Raw genomic sequence first — 16,840 nt, forward strand, 5'->3', positions numbered from 1 at the left:
GTCAGCGATTAGTCGTCGCCAGTGATCAGGATCGCGCGAATTCCGGTGTGGAACCCGTCGCGCAGGCTGACGCGCTGCGATTCACTCAGCGTGTATTCGTGCAACGATTCGCACGCGAATTGCAGGAGCGGACGATCCACATTCGGCGGGAGCCCTCCGCCAGAGAGAACGTGCGCGCTGTCACGCTGTTCCTCGGTCGCGACGTGATGGAACCACCATGTCGCATACTGTTGGCCGACATCAAACGGCGTCTGGAATCCCGTGGTCGTCCAGATCTCGTTGGGCAGCGGTACGTACCGAGACCGGAGCTTCCGCCGTGGCGCCATCATCGACGGCTTCGGCGCAGGCTTGGACTGCGGCGCGGGCGTTGCAGTTTCGGAAGCATTGTCATCGTTCGAGCCATTGCCTGAATCTCCGCCTGACGTGGCGTCGGCACTCCCATCCGATGCCTGCTGTGATGCCGCAAGATGCGCTGCTTGATGCCGCGCAGCGACACTCCCCGGGGTTGCAACAGTGGCCGGTCGATCCGCCGATCGCGGATCCTCAGGTTTGCTGTCGTCCTTCGGCGCCGGGGTATCGGCAGCCTCCGTAGTGGAGCCTTCATTTGCCGCCAAGGCTCCCCCGACTGCTTCAGCCGGTTGAGTGGTTCGTTGCTTGCCGACGCTGGACTCCGGAATTCGTGTCGCGGGTGCTCCTCCCGACGGCGAATGCTCCGTTTGCCCTGGTACCGCCTGGTCAGCGTCGGCGGCGCGGGTCTGTGACGGCGTGGTGCTGGCGTCGGGTCCGCCATTTCCATTGCTCCGACGATCCGCTGCGTTAGCGCTCCGTCGGGCACAGGCCATCATGTCGGCCGGCGTCGGACGTGATGGAGATGACTCCGCTGAGTGGGATTCGTGTGCGGATGTTGAGTGGTCACCGTGCTCGCCATCGGCGGCAGCGTTATTTCCGCGCACGCGCCGGGATGTCCACGTCTCGTCGCTGGTGTTCGCAGGTTGGCCGCCCTTTCCGTGCCGATCGGCCTCATGAGCGTTCGCCTCATGGGCATGGTTGGAGTCCGGGCATGAGGAATGGTCCTCGTCACCCTTGTTTTTCGCCAGCTGGCCGTTATATCCTGACCGCCCATTGCCACTGGGCTTTCCAGCATTGACGTGGGTTTCGGCCGTGGACGATGTTCGTGTACCAGACGTTGAGGTGCCGGAATCAGAGACGTCGGTCCCGGCCTCAGAATCACCGTTGCCATCGGTAGCTTCACCCGAAGCGTCCCCGGCCGAAGCATCCCCATTCGTCGCGCCACCGGACGTCTCATTTTCCGCTGTGTGTCCGTCGACAATCGGATCCTGCGCCTCCAGCGGGCGCGGGGGAATGGACGGCGGAATGGGCCCCTCGAGCGGCTGGATCTGCATGGTATCGGCGAAGTCTTCGCGCGGGTCCAGCACGGTGATCGAGTCGCATTTGTGCCGGAGCGCGTTGGACATCGAGTCCCAGCTGAACCCGTAGAGGTGGACCCGCACTCCCATCGCGGACGCTTCAACAACACCGGGGATCATGTCTTGGTCGCCGGACACAAGCACCATGTCGGAACACTGTTGGCGGACCGCCGCCAGAATCATATCGGCAACGAGCCTGGTATCGACCGCTTTTTGCGTGCGCCGCTGCCCAGTCTCGATCAGCAGCCCCGCGCGCAGCTGAACCCCGTCGACTGTCCGGAGTGCGCGTTGGTACCGGTGAGGCCCGGAATCTGGGATGCCGTCGTACCAATTTTGTCGCTGTACAGGCTGGCCAACATGTTGCGTAATCATTCGGTCGAGCACTGAACAGACTTCGGGTAGATCAATTTCGAGCTGTGTTCGGGCACCTTCCTCCCATGAGTTGTAAAAGCTTGCTAGAAGATAAGAGGTATCGACGAAAACTAAGGTGCGTTCGAGCATCGTTCACGGTTTCCTAACTAAAAATTTATCTAACTTTTTGTAAGAGGTTCTGGGACTCAGGTTAGCGATTTCTAGTCACTAACGCCGACTCACGCGCCCGCATTCTAGTGCATTTTACGGGGAGCCCCCACTGTATTGGTTCCCCCAACTATCCAATAGTAGTTCGCTATGTATCACCTTAACGGGGGCTTGTCGACGCTCAATGTCGGGTTTCTCCGCGCGCCCGTAGTGGAAAAGGTGGTAAAGAGTGGAAGGTATGGACTTGCGTTCGACGGACCCGACGGCAGATGCGCGCGATGGTTCTGCTGGAGAGTGGCGGGAATGGGATCCCGCCGACGCTCCGATCGCGTGGATGCGGAAGGCTATGGTGGCTGAGGCCCGCCGCGTCTGGTCCGTGCCGTGGGAGGCTCGGCGTCGCAAGGATGCTTCGGTTCTCGTGCGAGACTGCAACTTAGCGTTGCACGAGGGCTTGATCTATTCATTCGTGGGGGACGCTGCGGCTGGATCCGCTGGTAGCCGGACCACAGCCGCTCCCACCGCAACCAGTAGCCCGACCACCACCAGCAGGCCGACCACCGCCACTCCGAACGTAGCTACTCCCAGCCCGTCGGCGTCGGCAGCCAGTATTTTGCATGTCCTCGCTGGTCAAGAGGGCATTTCGGGCGGAATCATCTCCGTTTTCGGCGAGGCCCCCTACGACAACGCCCGCACAATGGACAGCACCGTCATGGCCGGGATGTCGGTTCGGTACCCCGCCCAGTGGCGTGTCGACCGGGTGCTTCGCACTGCGGCGCGTCGCTACCCAAACTGGGACGACGATTATGCGGAAATGGTGTCTCGTGCATTCCAGCTGGATCTCTCTACCAAGGTCAACCACTTATCGACGCAGGCCAGGACGCTGTTGTCGGCGGTCGTGGCTGTGGCGGCGCGTGCGCCGTTGACGTTGTGGGATAGGCCGTGTGAGGGGCTGAATCCGGAGCGTCGGAAGTTAGTGATGCAGACTCTCGTGGCTGATTGTGCTGCACACCCGAGGACAGTGGTGATGAATCAGGCAGATCGTCGTGCCGACAACCTGGTGCATGCGTCCGCGGATCGTCTCCTCGTTGTCTCTGGCGGCACGATTGTCGGGGACTTTCCAACGGATGACGCGTAGGGGGGGTGTGATGCAGGTTCGTGACCGTTTGTCCTTGGCCGATGTGTCAACAGGTACCCGATGGTTAGTGGACCTGATGGTTGTCCTGGCTTTATGGATGGATGCGTCGCAGCCCGTGTTCGGCGTGGCGACGGCGATGGTGTGGTGCATCCTCACGCCGTATGGGAACCCGCGCTTGTTGGCCTATCGAGCGTTTGGCCTGACCATTTCCCGCTATGTCCGCGATTATGTGCTGGTTGCCGCGGTTCGTTCGGTGGCTTTGGTTGCGGTTGGCTGTCTGATCGGTGTCCTTGTCCGACGCGGCGTCGCAGGGTGGAGCTTGCCGCCTTTCCTTGGTTCTTCCCAAGCAGAATCTGTGACTCCATTTATCGTGTATCTGCTGGTCGTGGCGTTTGCCGGCGTTGTCCTGGGGCTCGGCTTTAACGCATTCGCGGGGTCGCGGACGATGTCGATGCGGCAGTATCCGGGGCTTGGTGGCGAGCAAAAGTTGGACGGCGACCGCTATGCAGAATCAAGATTCGTCGGCGAAGGCGCAGGGTTATCGGATCTAACGGTGGAGTTGTGGGGCGGACGTTCTTCGGCTGAAACACCTCGTACAGAGGAAGAGCAGCATAACTTGACCTGGCACTTCCTACCTACGCGCGAAACCTGTTGGGGAGTTTTCGCTGTAGCCTTGCTTCTATGCGGCATCAGTTTCGCGACTGGCTCGATGATCGTTGTCGTTGTCGGCCTCCTTGTGACCTGCGTCCTTGTTGGGCTTGTGCTCGTCGCCATCGCTCGGAACGCAATTAGCTTCGGCGTCCCGCGAGCCATTATGTGGAGAAAAAACTCAGTTCTCGCCCTCGGTCAAGCCGTGTGGATAGCTGTTCTGTTCATCATCACCGCAGTGTCGATCGCAAGCTAACTCTTTCCACCACCTCACCGCTTGCCTGGCACGCAGCTCACAGTTCCCCCTCCGCCTTTAGCTCACGGCCTTAACTCGTGGACTCACTGTTTCATTGCCGACGATGGAGCGAACGGAAAGGGATCGCGTGTGCGGTCCCTTCTTTTGTTTTCTGTTGGTGTGTTTTGTGGTGTTGTGCTGGGGGTTTGTGGTGTGTGGGTGGGGTGTGTAGTGTTCTTTGTCGTCGCCGAGACAGCCGCCGGGTAGCTGGAAAGTTAGTTGCTTGGTTGTTGGTTGTGTTGGTGGTTGGGGTGGAGATTCTTTCACTTTTTGTTGGCTGGTTTCAGATTGCGTGTTTGCGTCTGGCTGGTTGTGGTGTTAGGGTTTCTGCTTGCTGCACATGCTGGTGCACTGATTGTGGTGTGCTTGGTGTTGTGTGTGCGTGTGTTGTGTGAGAACTCGATAGTGTGCCAATGTACTTTTGTGTTGGTCGCAGCAGGTGCCACAGTGTTGTGGTGGTTGCTTTGATCATCATGACAAGACTTTTAACACCTAATTTTTTGGTGTGCTTGTGGTCTGCCTTCCCCGTTGGTGGGCTGCAACAACTATTTTTTCGGATTCCGATACGGGATTTTTTGTGTCGGGGTTTGTTTTTTGCTTGGTTTTCAGGCTTTTTGTGCTTTGTTTGTATGGAGAGTTTGATCCTGGCTCAGGACGAACGCTGGCGGCGTGCTTAACACATGCAAGTCGAACGGAAAGGCCCTGCTTGCAGGGTGCTCGAGTGGCGAACGGGTGAGTAACACGTGGGTGATCTGCCCCTTACTTTGGGATAAGCCTGGGAAACTGGGTCTAATACTGGATAGGACCATGCTGTAGGTGGTGTGGTGGAAAGATTTTTTCGGTAAGGGATGAGCTCGCGGCCTATCAGCTTGTTGGTGGGGTAATGGCCTACCAAGGCGTCGACGGGTAGCCGGCCTGAGAGGGTGGACGGCCACATTGGGACTGAGATACGGCCCAGACTCCTACGGGAGGCAGCAGTGGGGAATATTGCACAATGGGCGCAAGCCTGATGCAGCGACGCCGCGTGGGGGATGACGGCCTTCGGGTTGTAAACTCCTTTCAGCCATGACGAAGCCCTTGTGGTGACGGTAGTGGTAGAAGAAGCACCGGCTAACTACGTGCCAGCAGCCGCGGTAATACGTAGGGTGCGAGCGTTGTCCGGAATTACTGGGCGTAAAGAGCTCGTAGGTGGTCTGTCGCGTCATTTGTGAAAGCCCGGGGCTTAACTCCGGGTTGGCAGGTGATACGGGCATGACTGGAGTACTGTAGGGGAGACTGGAATTCCTGGTGTAGCGGTGAAATGCGCAGATATCAGGAGGAACACCGGTGGCGAAGGCGGGTCTCTGGGCAGTAACTGACGCTGAGGAGCGAAAGCATGGGTAGCGAACAGGATTAGATACCCTGGTAGTCCATGCCGTAAACGGTGGGCGCTAGGTGTGGGTTTCCTTCCACGGGATCCGTGCCGTAGCTAACGCATTAAGCGCCCCGCCTGGGGAGTACGGCCGCAAGGCTAAAACTCAAAGGAATTGACGGGGGCCCGCACAAGCGGCGGAGCATGTGGATTAATTCGATGCAACGCGAAGAACCTTACCTGGGCTTGACATGCACTGGATGCGGCCAGAGATGGTTGTTCCCTTTGTGGCTGGTGTGCAGGTGGTGCATGGTTGTCGTCAGCTCGTGTCGTGAGATGTTGGGTTAAGTCCCGCAACGAGCGCAACCCTTGTCTCGTGTTGCCAGCATTTGGTTGGGGACTCGCGGGAGACTGCCGGGGTTAACTCGGAGGAAGGTGGGGATGACGTCAAATCATCATGCCCCTTATGTCCAGGGCTTCACACATGCTACAATGGCTGGTACAGAGAGTTGCGATACCGTGAGGTGGGGCTAATCTCTTAAAGCCAGTCTCAGTTCGGATTGGAGTCTGCAACTCGACTCCATGAAGTCGGAGTCGCTAGTAATCGCAGATCAGCAATGCTGCGGTGAATACGTTCCCGGGCCTTGTACACACCGCCCGTCACGTCATGAAAGTTGGTAACACCCGAAGCCGGTGGCCTAAACTCGTTAGGGAGCCGTCGAAGGTGGGATTGGCGATTGGGACGAAGTCGTAACAAGGTAGCCGTACCGGAAGGTGCGGCTGGATCACCTCCTTTCTAAGGAGCTTTTTTCTTTTGTGTGTTGGCGCAAGCGCTGGCCGGTGGCTGGTGTGCGCCAATTGTTTGTTTTTGTGGGTGGATGGCTTGCTTCGGCACGCAAGTGTTGCGTGCGGCGCCACAATCATCGGGTATTGGTATCTGGTGGTGGGTGGTGTGTGGCTGACACAGAGTGTTGGGGTGCGTTGGTGCATTGTTGGGTGTCTGGGATGGCACATGGTTGTTGTTCCTGGCCCGGCTACATGTGGTTGCTGTTTTGTGGTGGCTTTGTGTGGTGTGGGTGTGTTGTGTGAGAACTGGATAGTGGACGCGAGTAATCTTTTCTTTTTGTATTTTGTCTGGTTTATTCTTACTCCGTCACACAGACAGTGCTTTGTGTGTGTGGTGGGGTAGTGTGTTGCCTTTTTGTTGTTGTTTGTTGTAGGGGCGCACGGTGGATGCCTGGGCACATTACGCCGATGAAGGACGTGGAAGGCCGCGATAGTCCTCGGGGAGTTGTCAATCAAGCGTTGATCCGAGGGTGTCCGAATGGGGTAACCTTGCCGTAGTTGTGTGCGGTGACCTGCTGGTGAATGTATAGCCGGTGTGGGGGTGACGCGGGGAAGTGAAACATCTTAGTACCTGTAGGAAGAGAAAATAATAATGATTCTGCGAGTAGTGGCGAGCGAAAGTGGATGATGGCTAAACCATATGCGTGTGATACTTGCTAGGGGTTGCGTGTGTGGTGTTGTGGGGCCGTGGTGTTGGGTGGCTAGTGACGCCCTCCTGCGTGTGGTGTGTTAGCGGAAGTGGTTTGGAATGGCCTGCCGTAGACGGTGAGAGTCCGGTACGTGAAAACACATGGTGCGTGGGGTGCTGTGGTGCCCGAGTAGCAGTGGGCTCGTGGAATCTGCTGTGAATCTGCCGGGACCACCCGGTAAGCCTGAATACGTGATGTGACCGATAGTGGATAGTACCGTGAGGGAATGGTGAAAAGTACCCCGGGAGGGGAGTGAAAGAGTTCTTGAAACCGTGTGCCTACAAGCCGTCAGAGCCTCCTTGTGGGGTGATGGCGTGCCTTTTGAAGAATGAGCCTGCGAGTCAGCGGCGCGTCGCGAGGTTAACCCGTGTGGGGTAGTCGTAGGGAAACCGAGTCCTAATGAGGGCGTGTTAGTGGCGTGTCCTGGACCCGAAGCGGGGTGATCTACCCATGGCCAGTGTGAAGCATCGGTAAGACGTTGTGGAGGCGCGAACCCACGTAGGTTGAAAACTGCGGGGATGAGTTGTGGGTAGGGGTGAAAGGCCAATCAAACTCCGTGATAGCTGGTTCTCCCCGAAATGCATTTAGGTGCAGCGTTGCGTGTTTCTTGTTGGAGGTAGAGCGACTGGATGGTTTAGCGGGACTATCATCTTAGCGACATCAGCCAAACTCCGAATGCCAGCAAGGTGAGAGCGTGGCAGTGAGACTGCGGGGGATAAGCTCCGTGGGTCGAGAGGGAAACAGCCCAGATCGCCGGCTAAGGCCCCTAAGTGTGTACTAAGTGGAAAAGGATGTGGGATCGCGAAGACAACCAGGAGGTTGGCTTAGAAGCAGCCATCCTTGAAAGAGTGCGTAATAGCTCACTGGTCGAGTGGTTGTGCGCCGACAATGTAGTGGGGCTTAAGTGCACCGCCGAAGCCGCGGAAACCATGCTTTTGTGTGTGGTTTGGTAGGGGAGCGTTGTGTGCTCGTGGAAGCTGCCAGGTGACTGGTGGTGGAGGGTATGCGAGTGAGAATGCAGGCATGAGTAGCGAATGACAAGTGAGAATCTTGTCCGCCGGATGACTAAGGGTTCCTGGGTTAAGCTTTTCTTCCCAGGGTGAGTCGGGGCCTAAGGCGAGGCCGTCAGGCGTAGTCGATGGATAACGGGTTGATATTCCCGTACCCGTGCATGCGCGCCCATGGTGAATCAGTGATACTAACCGCCCTGAAGCACGTGCAATGATCTTTTGGGTTGTTGTGTGTGTGGATGCGTGGGGCCTGATCTGGTAGTAGTCAAGTGATGGGGTGACGCAGTGTGGTAGCCGAGCCACTTATTGGATTGTGGTGTAAGCGTGTAGCCCGGCATCTAGGTAAATCCGGATGCTGTTGTGGGTGAGGCGTGATGCGTACCCGTTGTGGGGATGTTGGTGATCCATTGCTGTCGAGAAAAGCCTCTAGCGATGTGTGTGTGCGGCCCGTACCCGAAACCGACACAGGTGGTCAGGTAGAGAATACTAAGGCGACGGGTGAACTGTGGTTAAGGAATTCGGCAAAATGCCCCCGTAACTTCGGGAGAAGGGGGACCACTGCTGGTGACAGACTGGTTGAGCTGGTGGTGGTCGCAGAGAGTAGAGGGAAGCGACTGTTTACTAAAAACACAGGTCCGTGCGAAGACGTGAAGTCGAGGTATACGGACTGACGCCTGCCCGGTGCTGGAAGGTTAAGAGGACCTGTTAGGCCACGTTGTGGTCGAAGCGGAGAATTTAAGCCCCAGTAAACGGCGGTGGTAACTATAACCATCCTAAGGTAGCGAAATTCCTTGTCGGGTAAGTTCCGACCTGCACGAATGGCGTAACGACTTCTCTGCTGTCTCAACCACAGGCCCGGCGAAATTGCAGTACGAGTAAAGATGCTCGTTACGCGCGGCAGGACGAAAAGACCCCGGGACCTTCACTATAGCTTGGTATTGGTGTTTGGTTCGGTTTGTGTAGGATAGGTGGGAGACTGTGAAGCGGCCACGCTAGTGGTGGTGGAGTCGTTGGTGAAATACCACTCTGATCGTATTGAGCATCTCAACCTCGGCCCATGATCTGGGTTAGGGACAGTGCCTGGTGGGTAGTTTAACTGGGGCGGTTGCCTCCTAAATGGTAACGGAGGCGCCCAAAGGTTCCCTCAGCCTGGTTGGCAATCAGGTGGTGAGTGTAAGTGCATAAGGGAGCTTGACTGTGAGACTGACGGGTCGAGCAGGAACGAAAGTTGGGACTAGTGATCCGGCACTGGCTTGTGGATGCGGTGTCGCTCAACGGATAAAAGGTACCCCGGGGATAACAGGCTGATCTTCCCCAAGAGTCCATATCGACGGGATGGTTTGGCACCTCGATGTCGGCTCGTCGCATCCTGGGGCTGGAGTAGGTCCCAAGGGTTGGGCTGTTCGCCCATTAAAGCGGCACGCGAGCTGGGTTTAGAACGTCGTGAGACAGTTCGGTCTCTATCCGCCGCGCGCGTGGAAACTTGAGAAAGGCTGTCCCTAGTACGAGAGGACCGGGACGGACGTACCTCTGGTGTGCCAGTTGTTCTGCCTGGGGCAGGGCTGGTTGGCTACGTACGGGAGGGATAACCGCTGAAAGCATCTAAGCGGGAAGCCTGTTTCATGATGAGGTTTCTTTTGAGGTTCCCCAGAGATGATGGGGTTGATAGGCCGGATCTGTAAGCATTGTGAGGTGTTGAGGTGACCGGTACTAATTGACCGAACTAAACAACAACAAAGTCTTGTGGCGGAATACGATGGTTTGTTGGTTGCTTGCGTCTGCTGTTTGGTGTCTTGTGCAGCACACCACCCGGTGTTGGGTGTGTGTTGTCCCTATAGGTTGTGTTGGTGGTTAGTGCGGTGGGGTCACGCCCGGTCCCTTTCCGAACCCGGAAGCTAAGCCTGCCTGCGCCGATGGTACTGCACCTGGGAGGGTGTGGGAGAGTAGGTCGCCGCCAACCGTAACGTAGTTAATTTAATATGTTGTGTGTGTTTGTGTGTGGTGCGGCCGAACCCGGTGGGGGTGGGCCACACCACACACTTCCGTATATCTAGACGGCTTCGTCCGTCCCTTCTTATCCGAATGAATTCCTCATAGAAAGCTATTGCTAGCCTGGGGGCTATGAGGAAGTTGTATATTGCTGCCACCGTTTGGCTGGCGATCGGGCTCATCGCCGGAGTGTTTTATCGCGAATTCACCAGAGCCCATGATTTCGAAGGAGCCACTCAACTATCTGTGGTCCACACGCACTCACTTATTCTTGGGATGACAATGAACCTTCTGTTCCTTGTCTTCGCCCTGTTACTGCGAATCGACAAAGATCGGCGCTTCACCGCGTTTTTCTGGGTCTATAACGCGGGAGCCGCCTGGACTGTCGGATTTCTCGCTTTTCACGGCATCTGCCAGGTTCTTGGTCAAGACTTTCCCGAATCCTTGGCCATCGTCGCAGGTATGGGCCACATTATTATTACCGTTGGATTCGTCCTCTTCTTCGTCATCTTGAATAAATATCTCAAAAGGTGGCAAAAGAAAAATAACGTATCGCAATAAGTCGGTCGTTTTCTGACCAGGCAATTCCAGCTGGTCAAGCCGAGGTATTCATCCTTTCGGGTGTGATGGAAAGTTTCCTGGACGTTAAATCTTCCCAACGAGATAGGTAATCACGGCAATTACACGTATTCTAAGTTCCGTAATTAAACAATCTCGTTCGCCGTTACCCGCGGCCACCATCGTCGTTTATAAAATTCATACAAAACTGCCGCGTTTAAGCTATCCGGTTCTCTCGAAGCCCGCGCGTAACTTAAAAGTGGCTTTAGCTGTGCTGTTTAAAGGAGCCCTCATTATGCGTCTACGTTCAGTGGCTGCAGCTATCGCAACTCTGGCGTTATCCGCAACCGGCCTTGTTGCCTGCGGTGATGGGGGTGGAGCTACTCTCGACGGAGCGGGCGATCCCAACATTGTCCGGACCGCGGCATCAGAACCCCAAAACGGACTCATCCCCACCGATACCAACGAATCAAATGGTTCCCAGGTCCTCGAGCTTCTGTATCGCGGCCTTGTGTCCTACGGCGAAAATGGTAAGTCGCATAACCAAGTCGCTGACTCCATCACAGCTAATCCAGACAACACAGAATTTACCGTCCGACTCAAAGACGGTTGGACGTTCACCGATGGAACACCCGTCACCGCGGATTCCTTCATCGACGCCTGGAATTACGGCGCAGCTGGTAAAAATGCCCAAAAACAACAAGACTTCTTCTCAAATATTAAAGGGTTTGACGAGGTCAAAGATCCCAGCAGTAGCGTCGAAAAGCTGTCGGGGGTGCAGAAAGTGAATGATAAAGAATTCACGATTACGCTCTCCGATCCGGACTCCCAGTTCCCCATCAGCCTCGGAGCCACGCCATTCTTCCCGCTCCCGCAATCGTTCTTCGACGATCCGAAGAGCTTCGGTGAGCATCCCGTCGGCAATGGGCCATATAAATTAGACGGCCAAAATGCCTGGACTCATAACAGTTCGATTCGAACGGTAGCGAACGACAAATACGCTGGTGACGATAAGCCGAAGAACGGCGGTGTCACCTTTAAGCTGTATGAAAACCTCGATACGGCGTACACCGACCTGCAGGCGAGCAACCTAGACATCATCGGTCTCACCGTCCCGCCGACGGCGATGCAAACCTTCAAAGATGATTTCCCGTCGACGCACCTGATTAAATCGATCGCTTCTAACGGCGGCTTCGTCATTCCGCAATGGCTGGACCACTTCGGCAACGATGAAGAGGGGCACTTACGTCGGCAAGCGATCTCTATGGCGATTAACCGGAAACAAATTTCCGACAAAATCATGAACGGTACGCGCGTGCCAGCGAAGGACTTTACCGCGACCACGCTCGGCGACGTACCGAACGTCGAAGGCAATGAAGCCCTGGACTACAACCCCGACAAGGCCAAAGAACTGTGGAAAAAGGCCGATGAGATCAAACCGTACAGCGGGAAACTGGAGATCGCGTACAACTCGGACGGCGGCCACAAGGAATGGGTCGAAGCCGTATCAAATAGTATCCACAACGTGTTGGGAATCGACGCCGCGGGCAAGGCGTACCCCAACTTCAAAGCACTCCGAAACGAAGTATCGAGTGGGTCGATTCACACCGCTTTCCGAAGCGGCTGGCAGGCAGACTTCCCCTCACAAGCGAATTTCCTCCAACCCCAATTCGCGACGAATGGAGCGTCGAATGACGGTAAATACACCAACACGGAATTCGACAATCTCCTGAAAGATGCGTCGAAGGAAAGCAACCCAAAGAAAGCGCAGGAAATCTACGCGAAGGCGCAGGCGATTCTCATGCGGGAGCTCCCCGAAATCCCGCTGTTCTACTACACCGCGTCTGCCGCGTGGACTACCTCGCTGTCGAACGTGAATTACGACTGGAAAGGCGTCCCCATCTTCACGGATATCACGAAGAGCTGACCCATTGATAAGGCTCCCCCACGATAAGGACCCCTCATGTTTTGGTATATCGGAAAACGATTATTACAGATGGTGCCCGTCTTTCTCGGCGCAACATTTCTCATCTACGCCATGGTGTTCCTCACCCCCGGCGACCCCGTCGCAGCACTTGCAGGGGATAAACCCCTGAGCCCAGAGATTATCCACTCCATCCGCTCGCAATATCACTTAGACCAGCCATTTATCGTCCAATATCTCCTGTACCTCAAGGGGATTTTTACCGGTGACCTGGGACAAACGTTCTCCGGACAAAGCGTCGGCACCGTTCTGGGAAATGCCTTTCCTGTCACGATTCGGCTGGCGCTGATGGCCATCGTTATTGAAACCGTATTTGGTATTGGTTTCGGTGTCCTCGCCGGTTTGAAGAAAGGTGGGCTGTTCGACTCCACCGTCCTCGTTATCTCTCTGTTCATTATCGCGGTGCCGATCTTCGTCATCGGTTTCGTCGCCCAGTTCCTCTTCGGCATTAAATGGGGAATCTTGCCAGCCACCGTCGGTGCGCAAGGTGACTTTAAACACCTCCTCATGCCCGCATTCGTGCTGGGGCTTGTGTCCTTCGCCTATGTGTTGCGTTTGACCCGATCCGAAGTAGCGGAAGCATTGGGCCGGGACTTTGTGCGCACCGCGTATGCCAGGGGAATGAGCAAACCGCAGGTCATTCTCCACCACGTTTTGCGGAACTCGATGATCCCCGTCGTGACGTTCATCGGTGCTGACCTCGCAGCGCTCATGGGTGGGGCGATCGTCACCGAAGGCATCTTCAACATCAATGGCGTGGGCGGTCTGGTCTATCACGCTGTGATGTTGGGCGAGGCGCCGACTGTCGTGTCCGTCGTCACGGTCTTAGTCATCATCTTCGTCGTATCGAATCTCCTTATCGACCTGCTTTACGCACTTCTTGACCCGAGGATCCGCTATGCCTAATCCATCACACACACCCGCTCACAGGTCATCAGCAGGGAAAACATCGAGAAAATTGCCGACGTCTCACGGGGCGGATTCATTGGCAGCGGAAACACCCTCGCCGACGGTGGGACGCCATGAGGGCCACGGGGCCGGGCTGGTTACGTCGTCACGAACGGAACGGTGGGTCGCTGAAACAGTCGCCGCGGATGAACCATCGCGTGACGATCTCCTGGCGGACAAAAAACCACTGAGCACGTGGGCGGAAGCCTGGCAGCGATTGCGGCGTCGGCCCCTGTTCTGGGTATCAATGGTGATTATTCTAGCGGTGCTGTTGGTCACGTTCTTCCCCGGGCTGTTCACGTCGACGGACCCGAAAACTGCTGATCTGAGTAAATCGCTGGAGGGGCCCGAAGCCTCGCACCCCTTTGGTTTCACTCGACAGGGTTACGACGTGTATTCCCGCACCTTGTACGGTGCGCGTGCCTCGGTCGTGACCGGTGTGTCCGTCACAGTTGTTATCACGATTCTGGGGACGATCATCGGGTCGGTGGCCGGCTATGTCGGCGGCTGGTTGGACGCGGTGTTGTCCCGCCTGACCGATATTTTCTTCGCGATACCGCTGATCCTTGCGGGCATCGTTCTGATGCAGCTGTTCAGCGAACGCAACACACTGACCGTTATCTTGGTGCTGTCTGCATTCGGTTGGCCACAGATGGCGCGTATTGTGCGCGGCGCCGTCATGACGGTGAAAAACAACGATTATGTCATGGCGTCGCGTGCGCTTGGTCTTTCGCAGTGGAAGATTCTGCTGCGCCACATCATTCCCAACTGCCTCGCGCCCATTATCGTTATGGCAACAACGTCGCTGGGCATCTACATCGTGGCGGAAGCAACGCTGTCCTACCTGGGCATTGGATTACCACCGCAAACGGTGTCGTGGGGCAATGACATTTCCACGGCACAAAACACCCTCCGAGCAGCGCCGTCGACCCTGTTCTACCCCGCGGGCGCCCTGGCCATCACGGTGCTGGGCTTCATCATGCTGGGGGATGCGTTAAAAGATGCCCTCGACCCGAAGGAGCGTACGGCCTCATGACATCGATCCCATATTCCGCACCCCGACACTCCGCGGAGGCGCAATCGGTGGAGACACAATCCACGACGGCTCGTTCGGTGAAAGCAGAATCCACGAACAAACCGAAGCACAGCGTCGGCACGCAAAATTCCAGCGACGATGCCAGTCCGCTGCTGCAGATGCGTGACGTCGATATCGCCTTCGGCGGAAAGAAGCGGCCGATACCGACGGTGTTCGGCGTCAACCTCGACATTTACCCGGGGGAGACTGTCGCGATCGTCGGTGAGTCTGGGTCGGGTAAATCCACGACGGCGCATTCGATCATCGGTTTGCTCCCTGGTGGGGGGCATGTCACTGGCGGCACCATCACTTTCGACGGTCGGGATATCACGCACGCGTCCCCTAAGGAGCTGACAGCGCTGCGCGGTGCGGACATCGGTTTAGTCCCGCAAGATCCCATGTCGAACTTGAACCCCGTGTGGAAAGTAGGTTTTCAAGTTAAGGAGGCTCTGAAGGCCAACAACGTCGCGACGGGGTCCGCTGCCCACAAGCGGGCTGTTGAGCTGCTTTCGGAGGCTGGACTACCCGACGCCGATAAGCGCGTGAACCAGTACCCGCACGAGTACTCGGGTGGCATGCGTCAGCGCGCGTTGATCGCGATCGGTTTGGCGGCGCGTCCGAAACTACTCATTGCCGACGAACCGACGTCGGCACTGGACGTCACCGTGCAGCGGCACATTTTGGATCACCTGGATTCGCTGACCCACGAACTGGGAACAGCCGTGATGCTGATTACGCACGACCTCGGTTTGGCGGCCGAGCGCGCGGACCGGATCGTCGTGATGAGCCAGGGGCGCGTCGTGGAATCGGGCCCTGCGCAGGAGATTCTTCAAGATCCTCGGCACCCCTACACGCAAAAGCTGGTGGGGGCGGCTCCGTCATTGCGGGCGCGGCGTCATGATGTCATCGAACAGCGTGAAAAAGTGGCCCACGAGGCCGAAGAGAGGGCCCTCGAGCGCACCACTGGACCGCACGCGGCGCAGGACGGCGACGTCGAGCACATTATCGAAGTCCACGACCTGGGGAAGGATTTTCCGATCCCGGGTGGCCCGCCGTGGAAGAAGAGCATGTTCACGGCTGCTGCGGATGTGAATTTCTACATCCGACGCGGGACCACAACGGCGCTGGTGGGGGAGTCTGGTTCAGGCAAGTCCACCGTGGCGAAGATGATCCTCGGTCTGCTGCAGCCGACGCGGGGTTCGGTCACGTTTAATGGGCGCGATGTCACCGCTTTGAACCGAAAGCAAGAGCTTGCCTTCCGACGCAGGGTGCAGCCTATTTTCCAGAATCCGTTTGGGTCGATCGATCCGATGTATTCGGTGTTCAACACGATCGCGGAACCGCTGAAGATTCACAACATTGGGAATCGAGCGAGCCGCGAAAAGAAGGTCCGCGAATTGTTGGACCGCGTGGCCATGCCGGCGGCGATGATGCACAGGTTCCCGTCGGAACTATCCGGCGGTCAGCGGCAGCGCGTTGCAATTGCGCGCGCATTAGCCCTGGATCCCGACGTCGTCATCTGCGATGAAGCGGTGTCTGCACTGGACGTGCTGGTGCAGTCCCAGATCCTGAACCTGTTGAATGAGCTGCAGGCGGAGATGGGGTTGAGCTATTTGTTCATCACCCATGATCTTGCGGTGGTCAAGCAGATTGCCGACGACGTGCTGGTGATGCGCCAGGGGCGTTTGGTGGAGCGCGGAACAACGGATGAGCTGTTCGACCATCCGCGTGAGGAATACACGCGTAGCCTGATTGATTCGATCCCGGGCGGGAGTATCGACCTGGGCGGTGCGTAGCGGGTGCGGGCTTTCTCTGGTCATGCACCCGCCTTGTAGTGGGGGGTTAAATGAAGGCAGCTTTCAGAGTGCTTGTTGCGGGTGCTCTCATTTCCGAGATAGCAGTACTCGTTCTCGTCAATACGGGGGTGGGCTTGGCGAGCTGGTGGGCGCTGGTCCCCATCGGCTTGGTTGGCGTAGCGCTCTCGCTGCTTTATGGGGGTATGTGGCGGGATTATCGCAACAGTGAAGGCTCGTGGGCAGCGTCGCTTCCTACGACGGCCCGGAGATTTGGGGTACCCCGTAAAGCGTTAGCGCTACTTGTTTCAGAGGTTGGCTACCTTGTTTCTGCCCCCAGTATCTTTAGGCCCTTTAGTGGTACTCACGATGGCAGCAGGGTCTATACCGCCCATAAAAATCTTCGGACCCTGGTTTTTATGGTTTTAGGTCTGAGTGTTGTAGAGATTACCGTCGTTCATCTGGCTGTTTCTCATAGGTTTTGGCGATGCTTTTTTCTTATTATCAGTATTTACGCTGTCATTCTTCTGTCTGGCTTTTACGTATCCGTCCGAAACAGACCGCACTTCATAA

At 56.7% G+C, this 16,840-nt stretch carries 8 protein-coding genes and 3 rRNA genes; 10 read left to right on the forward strand and 1 reads right to left on the reverse strand.

Going from position 1 to position 16,840, the window contains the following annotated elements; all coding sequences use genetic code 11:
• Positions 1-8: 8 nt before the first annotated feature.
• On the reverse strand, positions 9-1,928 hold the full coding sequence (locus tag CKROP_RS11850) for an NYN domain-containing protein (protein ID WP_012730769.1): 1,920 nt from the start codon (positions 1,926-1,928) through the stop codon (positions 9-11).
• Between the two features lie 247 nt (positions 1,929-2,175).
• On the opposite strand from CKROP_RS11850, the gene CKROP_RS10445 reads away from it, so the two are divergent.
• From CKROP_RS10445 to CKROP_RS00475, 10 genes are all read left to right on the forward strand, one after another.
• Complete coding sequence (locus CKROP_RS10445) at positions 2,176-3,081, forward strand: hypothetical protein (protein ID WP_012730770.1); 906 nt, start codon at positions 2,176-2,178, stop codon at positions 3,079-3,081.
• A gap of 7 nt (positions 3,082-3,088) precedes the next feature.
• Complete coding sequence (locus tag CKROP_RS00435; protein ID WP_148209597.1) at positions 3,089-3,985, forward strand: hypothetical protein; 897 nt, start codon at positions 3,089-3,091, stop codon at positions 3,983-3,985.
• A gap of 665 nt (positions 3,986-4,650) precedes the next feature.
• Positions 4,651-6,171 (forward strand): 16S ribosomal RNA (locus tag CKROP_RS00440).
• 409 nt (positions 6,172-6,580) lie between these two features.
• Positions 6,581-9,655 (forward strand): 23S ribosomal RNA (locus CKROP_RS00445).
• Positions 9,656-9,763: 108 nt separating this feature from the next.
• Positions 9,764-9,880 (forward strand): 5S ribosomal RNA (gene rrf, locus CKROP_RS00450).
• Together the 16S, 23S and 5S rRNA genes form the textbook arrangement of a ribosomal RNA operon.
• A gap of 161 nt (positions 9,881-10,041) precedes the next feature.
• On the forward strand, positions 10,042-10,470 hold the full coding sequence (locus CKROP_RS00455; RefSeq protein WP_012730773.1) for a DUF2871 domain-containing protein: 429 nt from the start codon (positions 10,042-10,044) through the stop codon (positions 10,468-10,470).
• Between the two features lie 292 nt (positions 10,471-10,762).
• Positions 10,763-12,394, forward strand: coding sequence for a peptide ABC transporter substrate-binding protein (locus tag CKROP_RS00460; RefSeq protein ID WP_012730774.1), 1,632 nt, complete (start codon positions 10,763-10,765; stop codon positions 12,392-12,394).
• A 36-nt stretch (positions 12,395-12,430) separates the two neighbouring features.
• Positions 12,431-13,357: an ABC transporter permease gene (locus CKROP_RS00465; RefSeq protein ID WP_012730775.1), complete on the forward strand. Its 927-nt coding sequence runs from the start codon at positions 12,431-12,433 to the stop codon at positions 13,355-13,357.
• Positions 13,350-14,435, forward strand: a complete 1,086-nt coding sequence (locus CKROP_RS00470; RefSeq protein WP_012730776.1) for an ABC transporter permease — start codon at positions 13,350-13,352, stop codon at positions 14,433-14,435. Before CKROP_RS00465 ends, CKROP_RS00470 begins: the two co-directional genes overlap by 8 nt.
• Positions 14,436-14,512: 77 nt before the next feature.
• Positions 14,513-16,270, forward strand: a complete 1,758-nt coding sequence (locus CKROP_RS00475) for a dipeptide ABC transporter ATP-binding protein (RefSeq protein WP_041628994.1) — start codon at positions 14,513-14,515, stop codon at positions 16,268-16,270.
• Positions 16,271-16,840: the final 570 nt, after the last annotated feature.

The sequence above is a fragment of the Corynebacterium kroppenstedtii DSM 44385 genome (assembly GCF_000023145.1).
GTDB classification, from domain to species: Bacteria; Actinomycetota; Actinomycetes; order Mycobacteriales; family Mycobacteriaceae; genus Corynebacterium; species Corynebacterium kroppenstedtii.

What these genes read in the sequence shown, in the direction of transcription:
- CKROP_RS00455 (WP_012730773.1), top strand. Translation starts at nt 10,042, where the DNA reads ATGAGGAAGTTGTATATTGCTGCCACCGTTTGGCTGGCGATCGGGCTC.
- CKROP_RS11850 (WP_012730769.1), bottom strand. Translation starts at nt 1,928, where the DNA reads ATGCTCGAACGCACCTTAGTTTTCGTCGATACCTCTTATCTTCTAGCA.
- CKROP_RS00460 (WP_012730774.1), top strand. Translation starts at nt 10,763, where the DNA reads ATGCGTCTACGTTCAGTGGCTGCAGCTATCGCAACTCTGGCGTTATCC.
- CKROP_RS00465 (WP_012730775.1), top strand. Translation starts at nt 12,431, where the DNA reads ATGTTTTGGTATATCGGAAAACGATTATTACAGATGGTGCCCGTCTTT.
- CKROP_RS00470 (WP_012730776.1), top strand. Translation starts at nt 13,350, where the DNA reads ATGCCTAATCCATCACACACACCCGCTCACAGGTCATCAGCAGGGAAA.